This window comes from Jiangella muralis (assembly GCF_001270745.1).
Lineage (GTDB): Bacteria > Actinomycetota > Actinomycetes > Jiangellales > Jiangellaceae > Jiangella > Jiangella muralis.
The window spans coordinates 231271-246071 of the sequence record NZ_KQ434758.1; the positions used below are offsets into that span (position 1 = coordinate 231271).

Consider the following 14801-nt stretch of genomic DNA (forward strand, 5'->3'; position numbering starts at 1 on the left):
CGTCAGTTCCGGTCGACGACGATGGCCGGGGAATCCCAGGTCTCGACGTGGTCCGGGTCGGACGGGTCGCCCAGCGGCTTGGTCGCCGTCAGCCGCAGGACGTAGCGGCCGTCGGGCACGTCCACCCGCCGGTCGGCGCCGTTGCCGCGCGGCCGGGTGCCGTCCCAGGTGTAGGCGTTGAACGCGGTCGCCGCGCTGCTGCGCCCGACGAAGTCCTCGGAGAGGACGGTGTTCAGCCGGCCACCCGCGTACGGGCGCCCCGCCGTGCCGTCGGCCTTGGCGTGGAACAGCTGCACCGACACGTTCTGCGCCGCGTGCTCCAGGTGCGCGATGACGACCGGGTAGTCGCCCTCGGTCATGGAGAACGTCGCGCCCTCGGGCAGCAGGTCGTACTCGCCGCCCATCGTGCAGTTGACGCCGACGTAGCGCTCGCAGGCAGTGACGTCGCCCAGCGCGGGCAGCCCGAACCCGGCGTCGGTGAGGACCGGCAGCTGCTGGTAGTCGCCGACGAAGCCGGCGTACGGCACCCGTAGCGGCTGGCCCTCGGACGGCGTCAGGACGACCCAGCCGCCGTACTGGCCGAGGTCCGGTTCGGCCGGCGCCGTGACGGTCACGTCCACGGTCGCGGACGAACCCGCGGGCACCGTCACCGACGGAGCCGAGAACGCCACCGAAGCGCCGCCCTCGAAGAACTGCGGGTTGTTCGGCGCGCCCGCCGTGCTGATGCCGTCGGCGTGCGACAACTCGTACGTCACGTCCTCGTCGCCGTCGTTGGTCAGCGTCAGCGTCTGCTCCGACGGCCCCGCCTCGCTCTCACCGAGCGACAGCTTGCCCGGCGCCACGGCGACCGGCGCGAGGATCGCGTCGTCGATGTCGAGCATGCCGGCGCCCTGACGGTGGGCCGGCTCGACGTACCCGGCGCCCGGGACCAGCGACCAGTCGGCCGGGTCGGCGCTGTTCTGCAGCACGTCGCGGACCTGCTCGGGGCTGAGCGACGGGTGCGCCTGCAGCAGCAGGGCGACCGCGCCGGCGACGTGCGGCGACGACATCGAGGTGCCGGAGAGGACGGCGTAGCCGTCGCCCTCGAGCGGGTAGGTCGAGCGGATCAGCCCGCCCGGCGCGCCGAGGTCCGGCTTCAGCGACAGGTCCGACGCCATGCCGTAGGAGCTGAACGACGAGACCAGCCCGCCGGTCGAGTTCTCGACGGTGGTGGTCTGGTCGGTCCAGGTCAGCGTCGTGGCGCCGGCGGCGATGCGGCCGTCCAGCTCGACGCCGGTCTCCTGGTCGACGGCGACGACGGGGACGGTGATCGGCGGGTCGGCCGGGGTCGGCGGCGCCACCGTCGGCGCGAACGCGCCGGGCACGTTGTTGTAGAGGACGACGGCGGCCGCGCCGGCCTGCTGGGCGTTGCGCGCCTTCTCGTAGAACGGGCAGGTGCCGCGCTCGATCAGCGCGACGGTGCCGCTCAGGTCGGGCAGCGCCCCGGCCGCGGTGCACCCGTCCTGGGTGGAGTCGGGCGTGCCGGTGCGCGACAGCGGGACATCACCGGACGTCGGTGCGCTGGGCGCGCCGCTCGCCTCCGCGAAGCCGATCTCGCGGCCGTCCGGGCTGACGGTGAACATCCGCGCGTCGTACTCGGTGTTGTCGAACGACGCGACGCCGATGACCTTCTCGCCGACGCCCGGTGCGCCCGCGGACCAGGTGCCGGACGTGCCGTTGTTGCCGATCGACGCGACCACCACGACGCCGTCGTCGACCAGCGCGTCGCTGGCCGTCGCCGTCGGGTACTCCGGCCAGGTGACGAAGCCGGCGCCGAGGCTCATGTTGACGACGTCCATGTCGTCGGCGTGCGCCCGCTCCAGCGCGGCCAGGATGATGTCGGACGTCGTCGAGCCGCCGCAGCCGAACACGCGGTACGCGCCGAACTCGACGTCCGGCGCCACGCCGGTGACGCCGCCGGCCGCGCTGTCGCCGCTCGCGCCGACGATCCCGGCGACGTGACTGCCGTGTCCGTTGCAGTCGTCCGGGTTGTCGTCGGGGCTGGGAACGGGCTGGTAGGCGGCGGAGGTGTCGTCGGCGTTGTAGTCGTCGCCGACGAAGTCGTAGCCGGCCACGACGCGGCCGGTCGGGAACGCCGTCTCGCCGGGCGTGCCGCCGCCGCCGAGGTCCGGGTGGTCGATGTCGATGCCGGTGTCGACGATGCCGACCTTGAGGCCGTCGCCGCTGAAGCCCAGCTCGCTCTGCGCGATGTCGGCGCCGGTCATGCCCAGCGCGGAGTCCATCGCGGGCTCGGACGTCGCCGGGTCGGGCGCGTCGACGGTGACCACCGGGTACACCGCGGCGACCTCGGCCGAGCCGGCCAGCCGGCTGATGTCGGCCTCGGACGCCGTCACCGACAGGCCGTTCCACAGCCGGTCGTAGGTGTAGCGGACGTCGACGTCGGCGCCCAGCGCGTCGGCCTCGGCGAGGACGCGGTCCTGCTGGCTCTGCGCGGCGGCGCGGCTGCCGCCGTCGGCGACCGGCTTCGCGGTCAGCTCGACGAACCACGCGCCGGTGGGCTCGTGCGTCAGCTCACCGGACGGCTCCGGCAGCCCGGCCAGCTCGGCGAGGGTGCCGAGGTAGCCGTCGCTCGCGGGCGCTGCGGTGCCGGCGGCGACGGTGCCGAGCGTCCCGGCGGCCAGGGCCACCGCGGCGGTCGCGGCGAGTCCGGCGCGCCGGTTGACGGCCCGCCTCCCCGGCGCTCTCGATGGTCGTGTCATCGGCGCTCCTCGTTCAGTCGTACGGCATGACAAGGCCCCGCCGGTCGGACGGGGTTGACCCGTAACCTATGGCCGATATCGCCTCGATTGGAAGCTTTGACGGCAAGTCTGGCTGCCTTGTCACCCCGAATCAGGAGAAAGCACCTCTTGTCATCGCCCGCCCGGAGGCGACAGGATGACCAGACCCTCAGCCCGCCACGTCCCAAGGGGCCGCCTCATGTGGACTCGCTCGCTGCCCGCCGGCCTCGCCGGACTCGTGCTGACGGTGTCGGTGGCGCTGGCCGCTCCGGCCGCCCCCGACGACGGCGCGCTGGCGCCGTCTCAGCGCACCCCCGAGGACCGCACGCAGGCGTCGGACCTGACGCCGTCGCTCGCCCCGGCGGACGCGGCGGCGCTGCTGTCGACGCTCTCCGCCGCTCCGGCCCAGTTGCCCGGCCAGCCGCGCGACGACGTCATCGTCGACGTGCCGGAGAACCCTGCCGACGCGTCGATCCCGCTGAACCTGACGCCGTACCACGCCATCGCGCCGGCGCTGCGCGCGCTGCAGGAGAGCGACCGCGTCAGCGTCGAGATCATCGGGCAGTCCGCGCTCGGCCGTGACCTGCACCTCGTCGTCGTCACCGACCCGATGAGCGACGCCGAGTGGACGGAGTGGCAGCGGCTGTCCGACCTGCGCAGCGCCGACCCCGACGCCGCGCTCGCCGCCATGGAGGCCGGCGAGTACGACGACTGGAAGTCGCCGCTGTTCGTCAACAGCAACATCCACGGCAACGAGTGGGAGGGCACCGACGCGACGCTGCAGGTGCTCGACGAGCTGGCGTTCTCGTCCGACGCCGAGGTCACCGAGCTGCTGGACCAGCACGTCATCGCGATGGTCGTCACGAACAACCCGGACGGCCGCATCGCCGGCACCCGCTCCAACGGCAACGGGTTCGACATCAACCGCGACTACATCACCGCGTCGCAGCCCGAGTCGCGCGCCGTCCGCGCCCAGCTGATCCGCTACGACCCGCTGACGATGCTGGACGAGCACGGCTACACCGGCACGACGCTGATCGAGCCGACCACCGGACCGCACGGCGAGAACTACGAGTACGACCTCTACATCCGGCAGGCCATCCGCAACGGCCTGGCCATGGAGGAGGCGGTGCTGGGGCTCGGCGAGCCGAGTGTCACCGAGGTCAACATCCCGTTCCGGAACCAGACCGACGGCTGGGACGACTGGCCGCCGATCTTCACCCCGATGTACGCGATGTACCACGGCGCCGTCGGGCACACCGTCGAGATCCCGCACAACCCGCGGGACCCGGAGCTGACGCCGCCGGAGCGGCACGAGCTGACCCGCATCAACACCGCCGTCTCACGCGCCACCATCGAGGCCAACTTCGCGTGGGCGCACGAGAACCGGATGAGCCTGCTCGCCGACCAGCTGGAGATCTTCCGGCGCGGCGCGGCCGGCGAGTCGTCGCGGCCGATCGGCGACGACCTCGCCCTGTCGCTCGCGCTCGGCGACAACGCGAAGACGTTCCTGCAGGACTACCCGCGGGCCTACGTCATCCCGGCCGAGCGGCGCGGTGACACCGGCGCCGCGCGACTGGCGCGGTTCCTGCTCGACAACGACGTCGAGGTGCGCCAGGCGCGGCGGCCGTTCACCGCCGGCGGCGCCACCTACCCGGCCGGCTCGTACGTCGTCGACATGTTCCAGGCCAAGCGCGGCCTGGCCAGCACGATCCTCGACGTCGGCCGCGACGTCACGACGAACTTCCCGACGATGTACGACATCTCGGCGTGGAGTCAGGCGTCCCTGTGGGGCGCGGACGTCGCGACGGTGCCGGCCGGTTCGGCGCTGGACGGCCGGGCGCTGTCGCCGATCTCGGCGGTGGCGCCTACGGGGTACGTGCCGCCCGGCCGGCCCGCGCACTACGGGTTCGCCGCCGGCACACTGGCCGGCATCCAGGCGGTGAACACGTTCGTCGACGCCGGTGTCCCGGTGCGGCGGACGGCGTCCGGGGTCTTCGCGGTGCCCGGCTCGGCCCGCTCCCTCGTCGAGGACGCGGCGGCGACGTACGGCATCGCGTTCTCCGCCGTCGGCACCGCGGCGCTGCGGGGCGCCGTCGCGGTGGACGTCGCGCGCGTCGGCACCAGCGCACCGGCCGACGAGCTGCACGCGCTGGCCCGCATGGGCTTCGCCACGACGAACGTCAACGCGGCCGGGTTCAACGCCGGGACGTACGCGTTCGCCGACTTCGACGCCCTGTACGTCTCGACCGCCGGGTTCGACCCGCGGCAGCTGGACGCGACACGGCAGGCGGCGTTCGCGGCCTGGCGGGCGGGCGGCGGCAGCATCGTCGGGCGCGGCGCGAGCGGCTGGGCGTTCAGCGACCGCGCCGCCCTCCTGGACGTCGACCTGGTCGACCCGCGCGAGTGGAACTCCGCCAACGGCATCGTCGCGGTGACGAACGACCCGGCCTCGCCGGTCACCGGCACCGCGTCGCCGTCGTCGTTCGTCAGCAACCCGCAGCACTTCACCGGCCTGGGCGCGGGCGTCCGCGTCGACCAGCGCTTCGGCGACGAGGGCTTCTTCCTGGCCGGTCACTGGATCGGGCACGAGGCCGTCGCCGGTCAGCCGGTCGTCGTCAGCGGCGTGGCCGGCGGCGCCGACGTCACACTGTTCGCCACCGAGCCGCTCTACCGCTCGCATCCGGAAGGCCTGTTCCCGCAGGTCGCGAACGCCCTCTGGCAGTAGCCCACGGGGAGTCGCCGTCCCGCTGCGGAGATGGCGACTCCCCGTTCCTCACGTCCCGGTGACGACGGCCGCCTCGTCGTCGTGGTGCTGTCCGGCCGTCAGGCCCGCGTCGCTCACCGCGCCGGCGGCCGCCGCGGCCTGGGCGGTGCTCAGCTCGATCAGGAGGACGCCGCTGCCGTCGCGCAGCCAGTCCGGCGCCCCGGCGGCGATGCGGCGGACGAGGTCGAGCCCGTCGCCGCCGCCGTCGAGGGCGGTGCGCGGCTCGTGGTCGCGGGCCTCCGGCGGCATCAGCGCGATCGCCGCCGTCGGCACGTACGGCGGGCTGGCCAGCAGCACGTCCACCCGCCCCCGCAGGTCCTCCGGCAGCGCGTCGTAGAGGTCGCCCTGGTGGACGTGGCCGGCCGGTTCGACGTTGCGGCGGGCGCACGCGACCGCGTCCGGGTCGACGTCGGCGGCGTGCAGCTCGACGCCGTCGATCCCGCGCACCGCGGCGAGCCCCAGCGCCCCCGTCCCGCACCCGAGGTCGACGACGACGGCGCCCGGCCGCACCCGCGCCCGCGCGAGGTCGACCAGCAGCTCACTGCGGTGCCGCGGCACGAACACCCCGGGGCCGACGGCGACGCGCAGCCCGGCGAACGCGGCCCAGCCCAGGACGTGCTCGAGCGGCTCGCCCGCCACCCGCCGGGCCACCATCGCCTCGGTTTCGGCCGGGGTGCGCGCGGTCTCCGCGATCAGCCGCGCCTCGTCCTCCGCGAACACGCACCCCGCGGCCCGCAGGCGCCCCACCACCCCGTCGTCCAGCACCCCGTCACCCTAGCCCCGCCAAGTTGATCTTGGAGTAACCGTGGGATCAATCGGACATCTCGCCCCGCGACTCCACGCTTACTCCAAGATCAACGGGGAGTGGGGTGGTGCGGGCGGCGAGGGCGAGCACCCGGCGGGCCTGGGCGACCATGGCGACGTCGACGAAGCGGCCACCGGGCAGGACGGCGACGCCGCCGGCGCCGACCGCGGCGACCACCTCGGCCGCCCGCTCCACCTCGTCCGCCGACGGGCGGAACCCCGCCTCGATGACTGGCAGCTGCTTCGGGTGGATCGCGGCCCGCCCGACGAAGCCGAGCGCGCGTCCGGCCCGGCACGACGCGGCCAGCCCGTCGTCGTCGCGCAGGTCGGCCCAGACGGCCATCGCCGGAGGCGGCAGCCCGGCCGCCCGCGCCGCGACCACCAGCCGCTGCCGGCACCACGCCAGCCCGTCCGGGCCCGAGACGCCCAGGTCGGAGGCGAGGTCGGCCTCGCCCAGCCCGATCGACGCCACACCGGGCGCCGACGCGACGGCGTACGCCGCCTCGACCCCGGCGGCCGTCTCCAGCAGCACGTGCACCGGCCGCGGCCCTGCCACCGCGCGCACGGCGGCCACGTCCGCCGGCGACGACACCTTCGGCACCCGCACCCCGACGGACGGCGGCAGCCCGGCGACCATGGCGAGGTCGTCGGCGCCCCACGGGGTGCCGGGCGCGTTCACCCGCACCTGCACGGCCCGCTCGTCCGTCAACAACGAACCGACGCCGGCCCGCGCCGCGTCCTTCGCCGACGGCGCCACGGCGTCCTCCAGGTCGAGGATCACGACGTCCGCCGCCGACGCGAGCGCCTTCGCCGCGCGGTCCGGCCGGTCGGCGGGCACGTAGAGCAGCGTCAGCACCAGGCTCACACGACCCCCTCCGCCCGCAACGACGAGATGTCGCCGGCCGAGTACCCGAGCGACCCCAGCACCGCCGCGGTGTCGGCGCCGTGCGCCCGCCCGGTCCACCGCACCGATCCGGGCGTCTCGGAGAGCCGGAACAGCACGTTCTGCATCGCGACCTCGCCGAGGTCGTCGTCGGGCATCCGCAGCACCGTCCCGAGCGCGTCCAGCTGCGGGTCGGCGGCGATGTCGGACGCGTCGTAGACGGGCGCCACCGCGGCCTGCGCCTCCTCGAACTCCGCCACCACCTCGGACCGCGTCCGCGCGGCGACCCAGGCCCCAACGGCCTCGTCCAGCTCGTCCACATGCGAAGCCCGGCCGGCGCCGGTCGCGAACCACGGCTCGTCGACGACGTCGGGCCGCCCGACCAGCCGCATGACCCGCTCGGCGATGCTCTGCGAGCTGGTCGACACCGCGACCCAGCGGCCGTCCGACGTGCGGTAGGTGTTGCGCGGCGCGTTGTTCGCCGACCGGTTGCCGGTGCGCGGCTGCACCGTCCCCAACTGGTCCCAGCGGGTCAGCTGCGGCCCGAGCACGGACAGCATCGGCTCGACGATCGCGAGGTCGACCACCTGCCCGCGGCCGCTCGACGCCCGGGCGTGCAGCGCCGACGTCACCGCGAACGCCGTCGCCAGCGCCGTGATGCCGTCGGCCAGCCCGAACGGCGGCAGCGTCGGCGGGCCGTCCGGCTCACCGGTCATCGCGGCGAACCCGCTCATCGCCTCGGCCAGCGTGCCGAACCCGGGCCGCCGCCGGTACGGGCCGACCTGGCCGAACCCGGTGACGCGGGCGAGGATCAGGCCCGGATTGTCGGCCGCCAGCGTGGAGTACCCGAGGTTCCACCGCTCCAGCGTGTCCGGCCGGAAGTTCTCGATGACGACGTCCGCCTCGCGGGCCAGCCGCCGGAACACCTCCTGGCCGCGCTCGTGCGACAGGTCCAGCGTCATCGTCTGCTTGTTCCGGCCGAGCGTCTTCCACCACAGGTTCTGCCCGTCCTTCGCCGGCCCGTGCCCGCGCGACGGGTCCGGGCGGCGCGGGTGCTCGACCTTGACGACGTCGGCGCCCATGTCGCCGAGGTGCATCGCGGCGATCGGCCCGGCGAACAGCGTCGCGGCGTCGACGACGCGCAGACCCGCCAGCGGCCCGCTCACGCCGTCACCCCCACGGCGCAGCGGAACCCGACGGACGGCGAGCGGTCCAGCCCCGCACCCATGAGCAGGTACTTCGCCGAGAAGTCGGGTGTGCGGCGGCCGCCGTCGAAGTACCAGTCCGAGCCGGTCGGCACCCAGTCGGAGCCGCCCTTGAGGACGACGAACCGGGTGCGGCCGTCGGCGTGCTCGCTCTCGGTCAGGTTCCAGACGGCGGGCGCGCCGCGCTCCAGCAGCCCGGCCTCGCCCGCGACCTGCCACTCGTCCTCGGTCGGCAGCCGCAGCCCGGCCCACGCGGCGTACGCGCGGGCGTCGGCGAGGTCGACGTACGTGACGGGGTCGGCGCCGCGCTGCTTCCCGTCGCGCCAGTGCGCGAGGAACCGCTCCGGGCGCACCGGCCGGTACCCGGTCGCGGCGAGGAACGCGGCGAACTCCTCGTTGGTCACCTCGGTGCGGCCGACGGCGAACGGCGGCACCTCCACGCGGCGGTGCGCGGTGCCGTCTGCGTGCAGCCGGGGCGGCAGCGGCTTCCACTCGTCGACGTACGGAGCCTCGTCGTACAGGCCGGTCTCCCGGATCCGGTACCGGACGACGAGGTCGTGCCGGCCGCCCTCCACCCTGGCCAGGCCGGGCGGCGTTTCGGCGACGGCCGCCGACGGCGCCGGCACCCGCACGGCCGGCCGCCGCGGGAACATCGCGTCGTCGTCCACGACCACGGCACCCGGCGCCGCCGCCGCTGCGACGACCGCTGCCACGCCGCCGGCCGGCAGCCGCCCGCCGATCACCGTCCGCCCGTCCTCGTCCTTCGTCACCGACAGCGCGGTGCCGGTGGTCAGCTCGGTGAACGCGCCCGTCGCTTCCACCGCCAGCCACGGGCCGTCCCACTCGGCGTCGCTCCGGTTCACGACGGTCCACAGCGGCACGCCGTCGTGCACCCACCGCGACGCGTACACCGGTGCGCCGTCGCCGGGGTGGTCGGCCAGCGGCGTCCAGTCATCGCCCTGGAGCCAGTCGCGGTACTCGCGCTGCACGCGGCGCATCGAGCGCAGCAGCGACCGGTCGCGCGCGCTCCAGCCCACCCACACCCCGAACACCGTCTCCCACACCAGCAGCCCGGAGCCGTTCAGCCAGGCCGACTGCAGCTCCTCCAGGTGGCTGTGGTTCCAGCGGCGGGTGTGGTGCAGTACGTGCCGCCGCTCGAACCAGGTCGCGCGCAGCACGCCCGGCACCGGCGAGTCGGCGAACCACTGCGCCCACGACATCGTGTGGTCGTGCACGCGGGCCAGCGGCAGCCGCGACTCGCCCTCCATCGACAGCCCCGGCCGCAGCGCGTCCAGCCCGGCCCGGACCTCGGCCGAGCCCTCCTTCGAGCTGTCCAGGAAGACGCCGTCGGCGCCGAGCCGCTCGACCAGCGCGACGACGGCCGCGGGGTCGGACGACTCCCACGGGTAGTAGGAGACGAACACCCGCACGCCGGCGGCCTGGAAGGCGGCGACGACGGACGGCAGCTCGGGCACGTCGAAGAAGGCGAACTGGTCGCGCCCGTCGATGCCCTCGTTCGGGTACGCGTGCCAGAGCACGACCCCGTCGAAGCCGCCGAACTCGCGCGCCGCCGCGGCCAGGTAGCCGTCGACGTCGAACCGGCCGGTCGCGTGGTCGTACAGCAGCTCGTCCCAGAGCCAGGCCAGCGCGACGACGAAGCCGTCGGTCCGCTCGACGTCGTAGCGCGACCCGTCGTAGCCGGCCCGGGCGCCGTCGCGCCAGCGGGTGAGCGCCGCCCGCCAGGCCGGCCAGTCGGCCGGGTCGTCCGGCGCGGCGAAGATCTTCGCCTCGTCCAGCACCGCCAGGTCGGCGTCCGGCGCCAGCGGCACCGCCGCCGGCCGGTCGATCGGGCGCGGCACGTACGGGTTCAGCATCAGCCCTCCGTGAGGAATGCGTCGATCTCGGCTCGGTCCGGCATCGACGACGACGCGCCGGCCCGCCGCACCGACAGCGCGGCCGCCGCCGACGCCCGTCGCAGCGCGTCGTCCCAGTCCAGGCCCTCGGCCAGGCCGACGGCGAGCACCCCGGCGAAGGTGTCGCCGGCCGCCGTCGTGTCGACCGCCTCGACCTCGAACGCGGGCACCCGCGTCTCCGTGCCGCCGCCGACCCGCAGCGCGCCCCGTCCGCCCAGCGTCACGACGACGTCGCCGCCGCCCGCCGCCAGCGATCGAGCCGCCTCGACCGGGTCCGCGAAGCCGGCCAGCAGCGCCGCCTCGTGCTCGTTCGGCACCAGGACGTCGACCGCGGCCAGCAGCTCCGCGGGCAGCGGCACCGCGGGCGCCGGGGTCAGCACCACCCGCACGCCGCGCGACCGTGCGTACCGCGCCGCGGCCGTGACCAGCGGCAACGGCAGCTCCAGCTGCATCATGACGAGCTGCGCCCGGTCCAGCACGGCCCGGTGCGCGTCGGTCAGCTCCGTCACCGTCCCGTTCGCGCCCGGCACGACGACGATCGAGTTGTCGCCGGTCGCGTCGACGGTGATGTGCGCGGTCCCGGTCGGCCGGTCGCCTACCGCCAGCCCGGACACGTCGATCCCCGCGTCGGCCAGCAGCGTCGTGATGCGCCGGCCGAAGTCGTCGTCGCCCACGGCGCCGAGGAACGCGACGTCGCCGCCGGCCCGCGCGGCCGCGAGCGCCTGGTTCGCGCCCTTGCCGCCGGGGACCGTGGTGAAGGTGTGGCCGGTGACGGTCTCGCCGCGGCCCGGCGCGCGGTCGACGGTCGCGACGAGGTCCATGTTGGCGCTGCCCAGGACGGCGATCACGGCGCGCTCACCGCCACCGTCCGGGCCGCGAGCACGTCGAAGCCGATGCCGTCGAACCCGGCCAGCGTCGTGCCGACCCGGTTGCGCAGCGGCGCGATCCACCGCTCGGGCAGCGCGGCGGCGCCGGTCAGCCCGCCGACGACCGAGCCGACGGTGGCGCCGTTGGAGTCGGTGTCCCAGCCGCCGCTGACGACGGCCGTGATCGACCGCTCGTAGTCGCCGCCACCGTGCACCAGCGCGGCCACGACCAGCGCGGCGTTGTTCAGGACGTGCACCCAGTGCAGGTGCCCGTAGCGCGCCTCGATCGCGTCGACGACGGCCTCCCAGTCAGGCTCCTTCTCGGCGGTCGCACGCGCGAACCGGACCGCCTCGGCGTAGCGCGACGACGCCGGGACGACGGACAGCCCGGCGTCGATCACGTCGTCCACCGTCGCCGCGACCAGCGACGCGGCGCACGCCGCGGCCGCGAACAGCTCGCCGTACACGCCGTTGCGGGTGTGGCTGAGCACGGCGTCGCGCCAGGCCAGCCCGGCCGCTCCGGCGGGGTCCCCGGGCCGGGCCCAGCCGAACACGTCGCCGCGGATCTGCGCGCCGATCCAGTCCCGGAACGGGTTGCGCACCGTCGCCGTGGCCGGCGGCAGGTGGCCGAGCAGCAGGTTGCGGTAGGCGACCCGCTCGGCGGTGAACACCCGCCCGGCCGGCAGCTCTGCCAGCCAGCGCTGCGCGACGTCCACGGTGGTGAACCCGGCGCCGTGGGTCTCCAGCAGCGCGAGGTTGAGCATCGGGAAGTTGAGGTCGTCGTCCTCGGGCATGCCGTCGATGTTCTCGGCCAGGCTGGTCGCCGCGCTCCGGCGGTTCCACGGATGGCGGGCCGCGACGTCGGCGGGCAGGCCCACCGCGGTGAACCAGTCGGTCAGCGGCCAGCGGCCGGTCGCCTCCAGGATCTCCCGGATCCCGGCCCGCGAGATCTTCTCCACCGGCTTGCCGAGCAGGCACCCGGCGGCGCGGCCGAGCCAGGCGCCGTGCAGGCGGTCGAGGTCGGCGGCCTCGCGTCGAGCGTTCGCCGGCCAGCCCGCCTCGATCGAGGCCAGGTCCGTCGGCTCCAGAGCGTCGTACGGCGACGGCCGCGTGTCGAGCTCGTCCAGCAGCCGCGCGGCCAGCGCCCGCAGCTCCGGCGCAGGGACGTCCGAGGCCCCCGTCCGCACCGGCGCGTCGTCACCACCGGCCGCGACCCACCGGGCCCGCAGGTCCGCGACGTCGACGCCGTCCTCGTCGGCCTGCGCGAACGCGTGCCCGGCCAGGTCCTCCGGCTGGATCCAGGTGAGCCGCATCAGGCCAGCCCGCCGAAGGCGGCGTCGACGGCCGCCCGCCGGGCCGCGTCCGCAGCCCGCACCGACGCCGTCACCGCCGCCAGCCGCTCCCCCGGCCCGGTGATGTCGACCTTGCTGGCCGCCGCGACCGCCGTCACCAGGTCGGCCGGCACCGCGGCGCGCCCGCCGAGGGCACCGGCGATGGCCCCGGCCATCGACGCGATCGAGTCGGAGTCGCGACCGTAGTTGACGCCGCCGACGACCGCGTCGCGCCAGTCGCCGCCGGCGATGGCCAGGAACCCCAGCGCGACCGGCAGCTCCTCGATGGTGTGCACGCGGCTCGGGCGGCGGGCGCCGAGGCCCTGGTTGCGGTAGTCGTCGCCGACGGTGTCGTACGGGCCGACGGCGGCGCGCAGCTTGCCCGACTCGACCGCCTCGGTCCAGTGCCCGATCGACGCCGCCGTCTCCAGCACCGCCTCGATGCCGGCCCTCGTCCCGTCCTTGGCCAGCCGCACCGCCGTCGCCAGCACGTCGTCGACCGTCGCCCCAGGCGCCGCGGCCGCGGCCACGCAGGCCGCCATGACACCGGCCGCCTCGCGCCCGTAGGACGACTGGTGCGCGCCCGCGACGTCGATGGCCTCGGCGTAGGCGGCGTCCGGGTCGGCGGCGTTGACGATGCCGACCGGCGCGATGTACATGGCCGCGCCGCAGTTCACCGCGTTGCCGACGCCGGCCTCACGCGGGTCGGCGTGCCCCCAGTGCAGCCGCAGCGCCATGAACTTCTCCGCGAGGAAGACCCGCTGCAGCGGCAGCGCCTCGGCCTCCAGCTCGGGGATCCAGACCTTGCGGCCGATCATCAGCGGCACCAGCCGCTCGGCGACGTCGTACGCGGTCAGGTGTGCCCCGGCCTGCTCATACACGTCGACCACCAGGTGCGTCATGAGGGTGTCGTCGGTGACGTGGCCGTCGCCCTTGTGGTACGGCGCGATGGGCCGCGCGGTGCGCCAGTCCTCGTAGTACGGCGGGACGATGCCCTCGACCCAGCCGCCCCACCGGTCCCGGATCTGCTGCGGCGACCAGCCCTCCGTCGCACCACCGAGCGCGTCGCCGACAGCGGCTCCCGTCAGGCATCCGACCGCGGTATCGATGAGTGCGTCGTTGCTCAAAGGATCGTCCTTTCCTCGATGGAGCCCGCCAGCTCGACCAGGTCGAGTCCGGCCAGATCGGGCGCGCAGCAGCCGGCGAGTCGCCGGCACCGCTCGGCCCAGGTCGTGGGGAGTGCGCTCAGGCCGTGCGCCGCGCCGGCGAGGGCTCCCGTCAGTGGCGGCGCGCTGTCGGCCAGGGTGGGCAGGCAGGCGGCGGCGGTGACCGCGGCGATGGGTGGTTCCCCGCCGCGCTCCGCGGCCAGCGCCAGCGCGACGGCGACCGGCAGCGTCTGCGCCGCGGCGACGCCGTAGCTGTAGACGTGACCGGCCGGCTCGTCCAGCAGCGGGACGGCGTCGGCGGCGGTGGTGACCCCGGCCGTCGCCACTTGCGCCCGGGCGAGGTTGTCCGCCAGCAGGGTGTCCGGTGGGACGTGCTCGGCGGCGGCCGCCGCCCATGCCGTGGCCAGCGGTTCGCCGCGGACCAGCCGCGCGATCGTCGCGGCCACCGCCCGCGCCGCGGACACCCCGTCACCGGCGTTCGTCACCTCGGCGTCCCAGCCGGCCAGCGTGGCCGCCGTGCCGCTGCCGTCGGCCACCAGCCCGGCCGCGACCGCCCGCACCGCCGCGGCGTCGTCGAAGTGGTGCGGGTTGTCGTGCCCCGTCACCGGCGGATCGACGTCTCTGCGCAGCGCGTCGGCCGCGGCGGCGACGCTGATCCGGCCGCGCGGCAGTGTCCCGTTCGTGGCCGCCGTCCGCCACCGCTCGTGGACGTCGCCGCGCGTCAGCGGCTTGCTCGCGGCGCCGAGCCAGGTCAGCGTCCACGCCACCCACTCCGCGTCGTCGGACGGGCCCAGCCGCAGCGGCGCCGTCGGCTGATTCAGCGCGAACGGCACCGGCAGGGACGTCACCTGCTCGGTCTCGGCGAACGCGTCCAGCTCGCGGTGCAGCCGCCGGGTCCACGGCGGCAGCAGCGCCGCCCGGTGCCGCGCCGACGGCCACCCCGCGGCGTCGCCGATGGCGAGCCCGAGCAGCGCCCCGGCGATCAGGTCCTGCCGTTCCCTCACGAACCGTCCTCCCGCCGTGCACCGCACCCCGCCGGCCGCGCGTGTCGAACGTTGTCGGTGCCCGCCCCTAGGGTGGGCCCCACCC

The 14801-nt window shown here is 75.3% G+C and carries 10 protein-coding genes; 1 reads left to right on the top strand and 9 read right to left on the bottom strand.

From position 1 onward, the window contains the following. Positions 1–2: 2 nt before the first annotated feature. Positions 3–2759, bottom strand: coding sequence for a S8 family serine peptidase (locus tag ACW62_RS15995; protein ID WP_083459817.1), 2757 nt, complete (start codon positions 2757–2759; stop codon positions 3–5). A 217-nt stretch (positions 2760–2976) separates the two neighbouring features. Here ACW62_RS15995 and ACW62_RS16000 point away from each other — a divergent pair, with 217 nt between their 5' ends. Continuing rightward, positions 2977–5505 carry a M14 family zinc carboxypeptidase gene (locus tag ACW62_RS16000; RefSeq protein ID WP_053205106.1) on the top strand — a complete coding sequence of 843 codons (2529 nt, stop codon included), beginning with the start codon at positions 2977–2979 and terminating at the stop codon, positions 5503–5505. A gap of 48 nt (positions 5506–5553) precedes the next feature. On the opposite strand, the gene ACW62_RS16005 is transcribed toward ACW62_RS16000, so the two are convergent. The 8 genes from ACW62_RS16005 to ACW62_RS16040 are packed head-to-tail and all read right to left on the bottom strand — an operon-like array spanning position 5554 to position 14716. Then, on the bottom strand, positions 5554–6309 hold the full coding sequence (locus ACW62_RS16005) for a putative protein N(5)-glutamine methyltransferase (protein ID WP_205629387.1): 756 nt from the start codon (positions 6307–6309) through the stop codon (positions 5554–5556). Positions 6310–6355: 46 nt separating this feature from the next. Further along, positions 6356–7213 carry an HpcH/HpaI aldolase/citrate lyase family protein gene (locus tag ACW62_RS16010; protein WP_053205107.1) on the bottom strand — a complete coding sequence of 286 codons (858 nt, stop codon included), beginning with the start codon at positions 7211–7213 and terminating at the stop codon, positions 6356–6358. Next, a complete protein-coding gene (locus ACW62_RS16015) occupies positions 7210–8397 on the bottom strand; it encodes a CaiB/BaiF CoA transferase family protein (protein WP_083459819.1) in 1188 nt (395 codons plus the stop codon). The genes ACW62_RS16010 and ACW62_RS16015 overlap by 4 nt, the downstream gene beginning before the upstream one ends. Next, on the bottom strand, positions 8394–10310 hold the full coding sequence (locus ACW62_RS16020) for an SUMF1/EgtB/PvdO family nonheme iron enzyme (RefSeq protein ID WP_053205108.1): 1917 nt from the start codon (positions 10308–10310) through the stop codon (positions 8394–8396). The genes ACW62_RS16015 and ACW62_RS16020 overlap by 4 nt, the downstream gene beginning before the upstream one ends. Next, entirely contained in the window at positions 10310–11197 is an 888-nt protein-coding gene (gene rbsK, locus ACW62_RS16025; protein WP_083459820.1) for a ribokinase, read from the bottom strand. The genes ACW62_RS16020 and rbsK overlap by 1 nt, the downstream gene beginning before the upstream one ends. Then, the gene (locus tag ACW62_RS16030) at positions 11194–12528 is read right to left on the bottom strand and encodes an ADP-ribosylglycohydrolase family protein (RefSeq protein ID WP_053205109.1); all 1335 of its coding nucleotides are present in this window, start codon (positions 12526–12528) and stop codon (positions 11194–11196) included. Before ACW62_RS16030 ends, rbsK begins: the two co-directional genes overlap by 4 nt. Then, positions 12528–13673 (bottom strand): ADP-ribosylglycohydrolase family protein, encoded by a 1146-nt coding sequence (locus tag ACW62_RS16035; protein WP_053205110.1) that lies wholly within the window; start codon positions 13671–13673, stop codon positions 12528–12530. Before ACW62_RS16035 ends, ACW62_RS16030 begins: the two co-directional genes overlap by 1 nt. Beyond that, entirely contained in the window at positions 13670–14716 is a 1047-nt protein-coding gene (locus ACW62_RS16040) for an ADP-ribosylglycohydrolase family protein (protein WP_053205111.1), read from the bottom strand. Before ACW62_RS16040 ends, ACW62_RS16035 begins: the two co-directional genes overlap by 4 nt. Between the last annotated feature and the right edge of the window lie 85 nt (positions 14717–14801).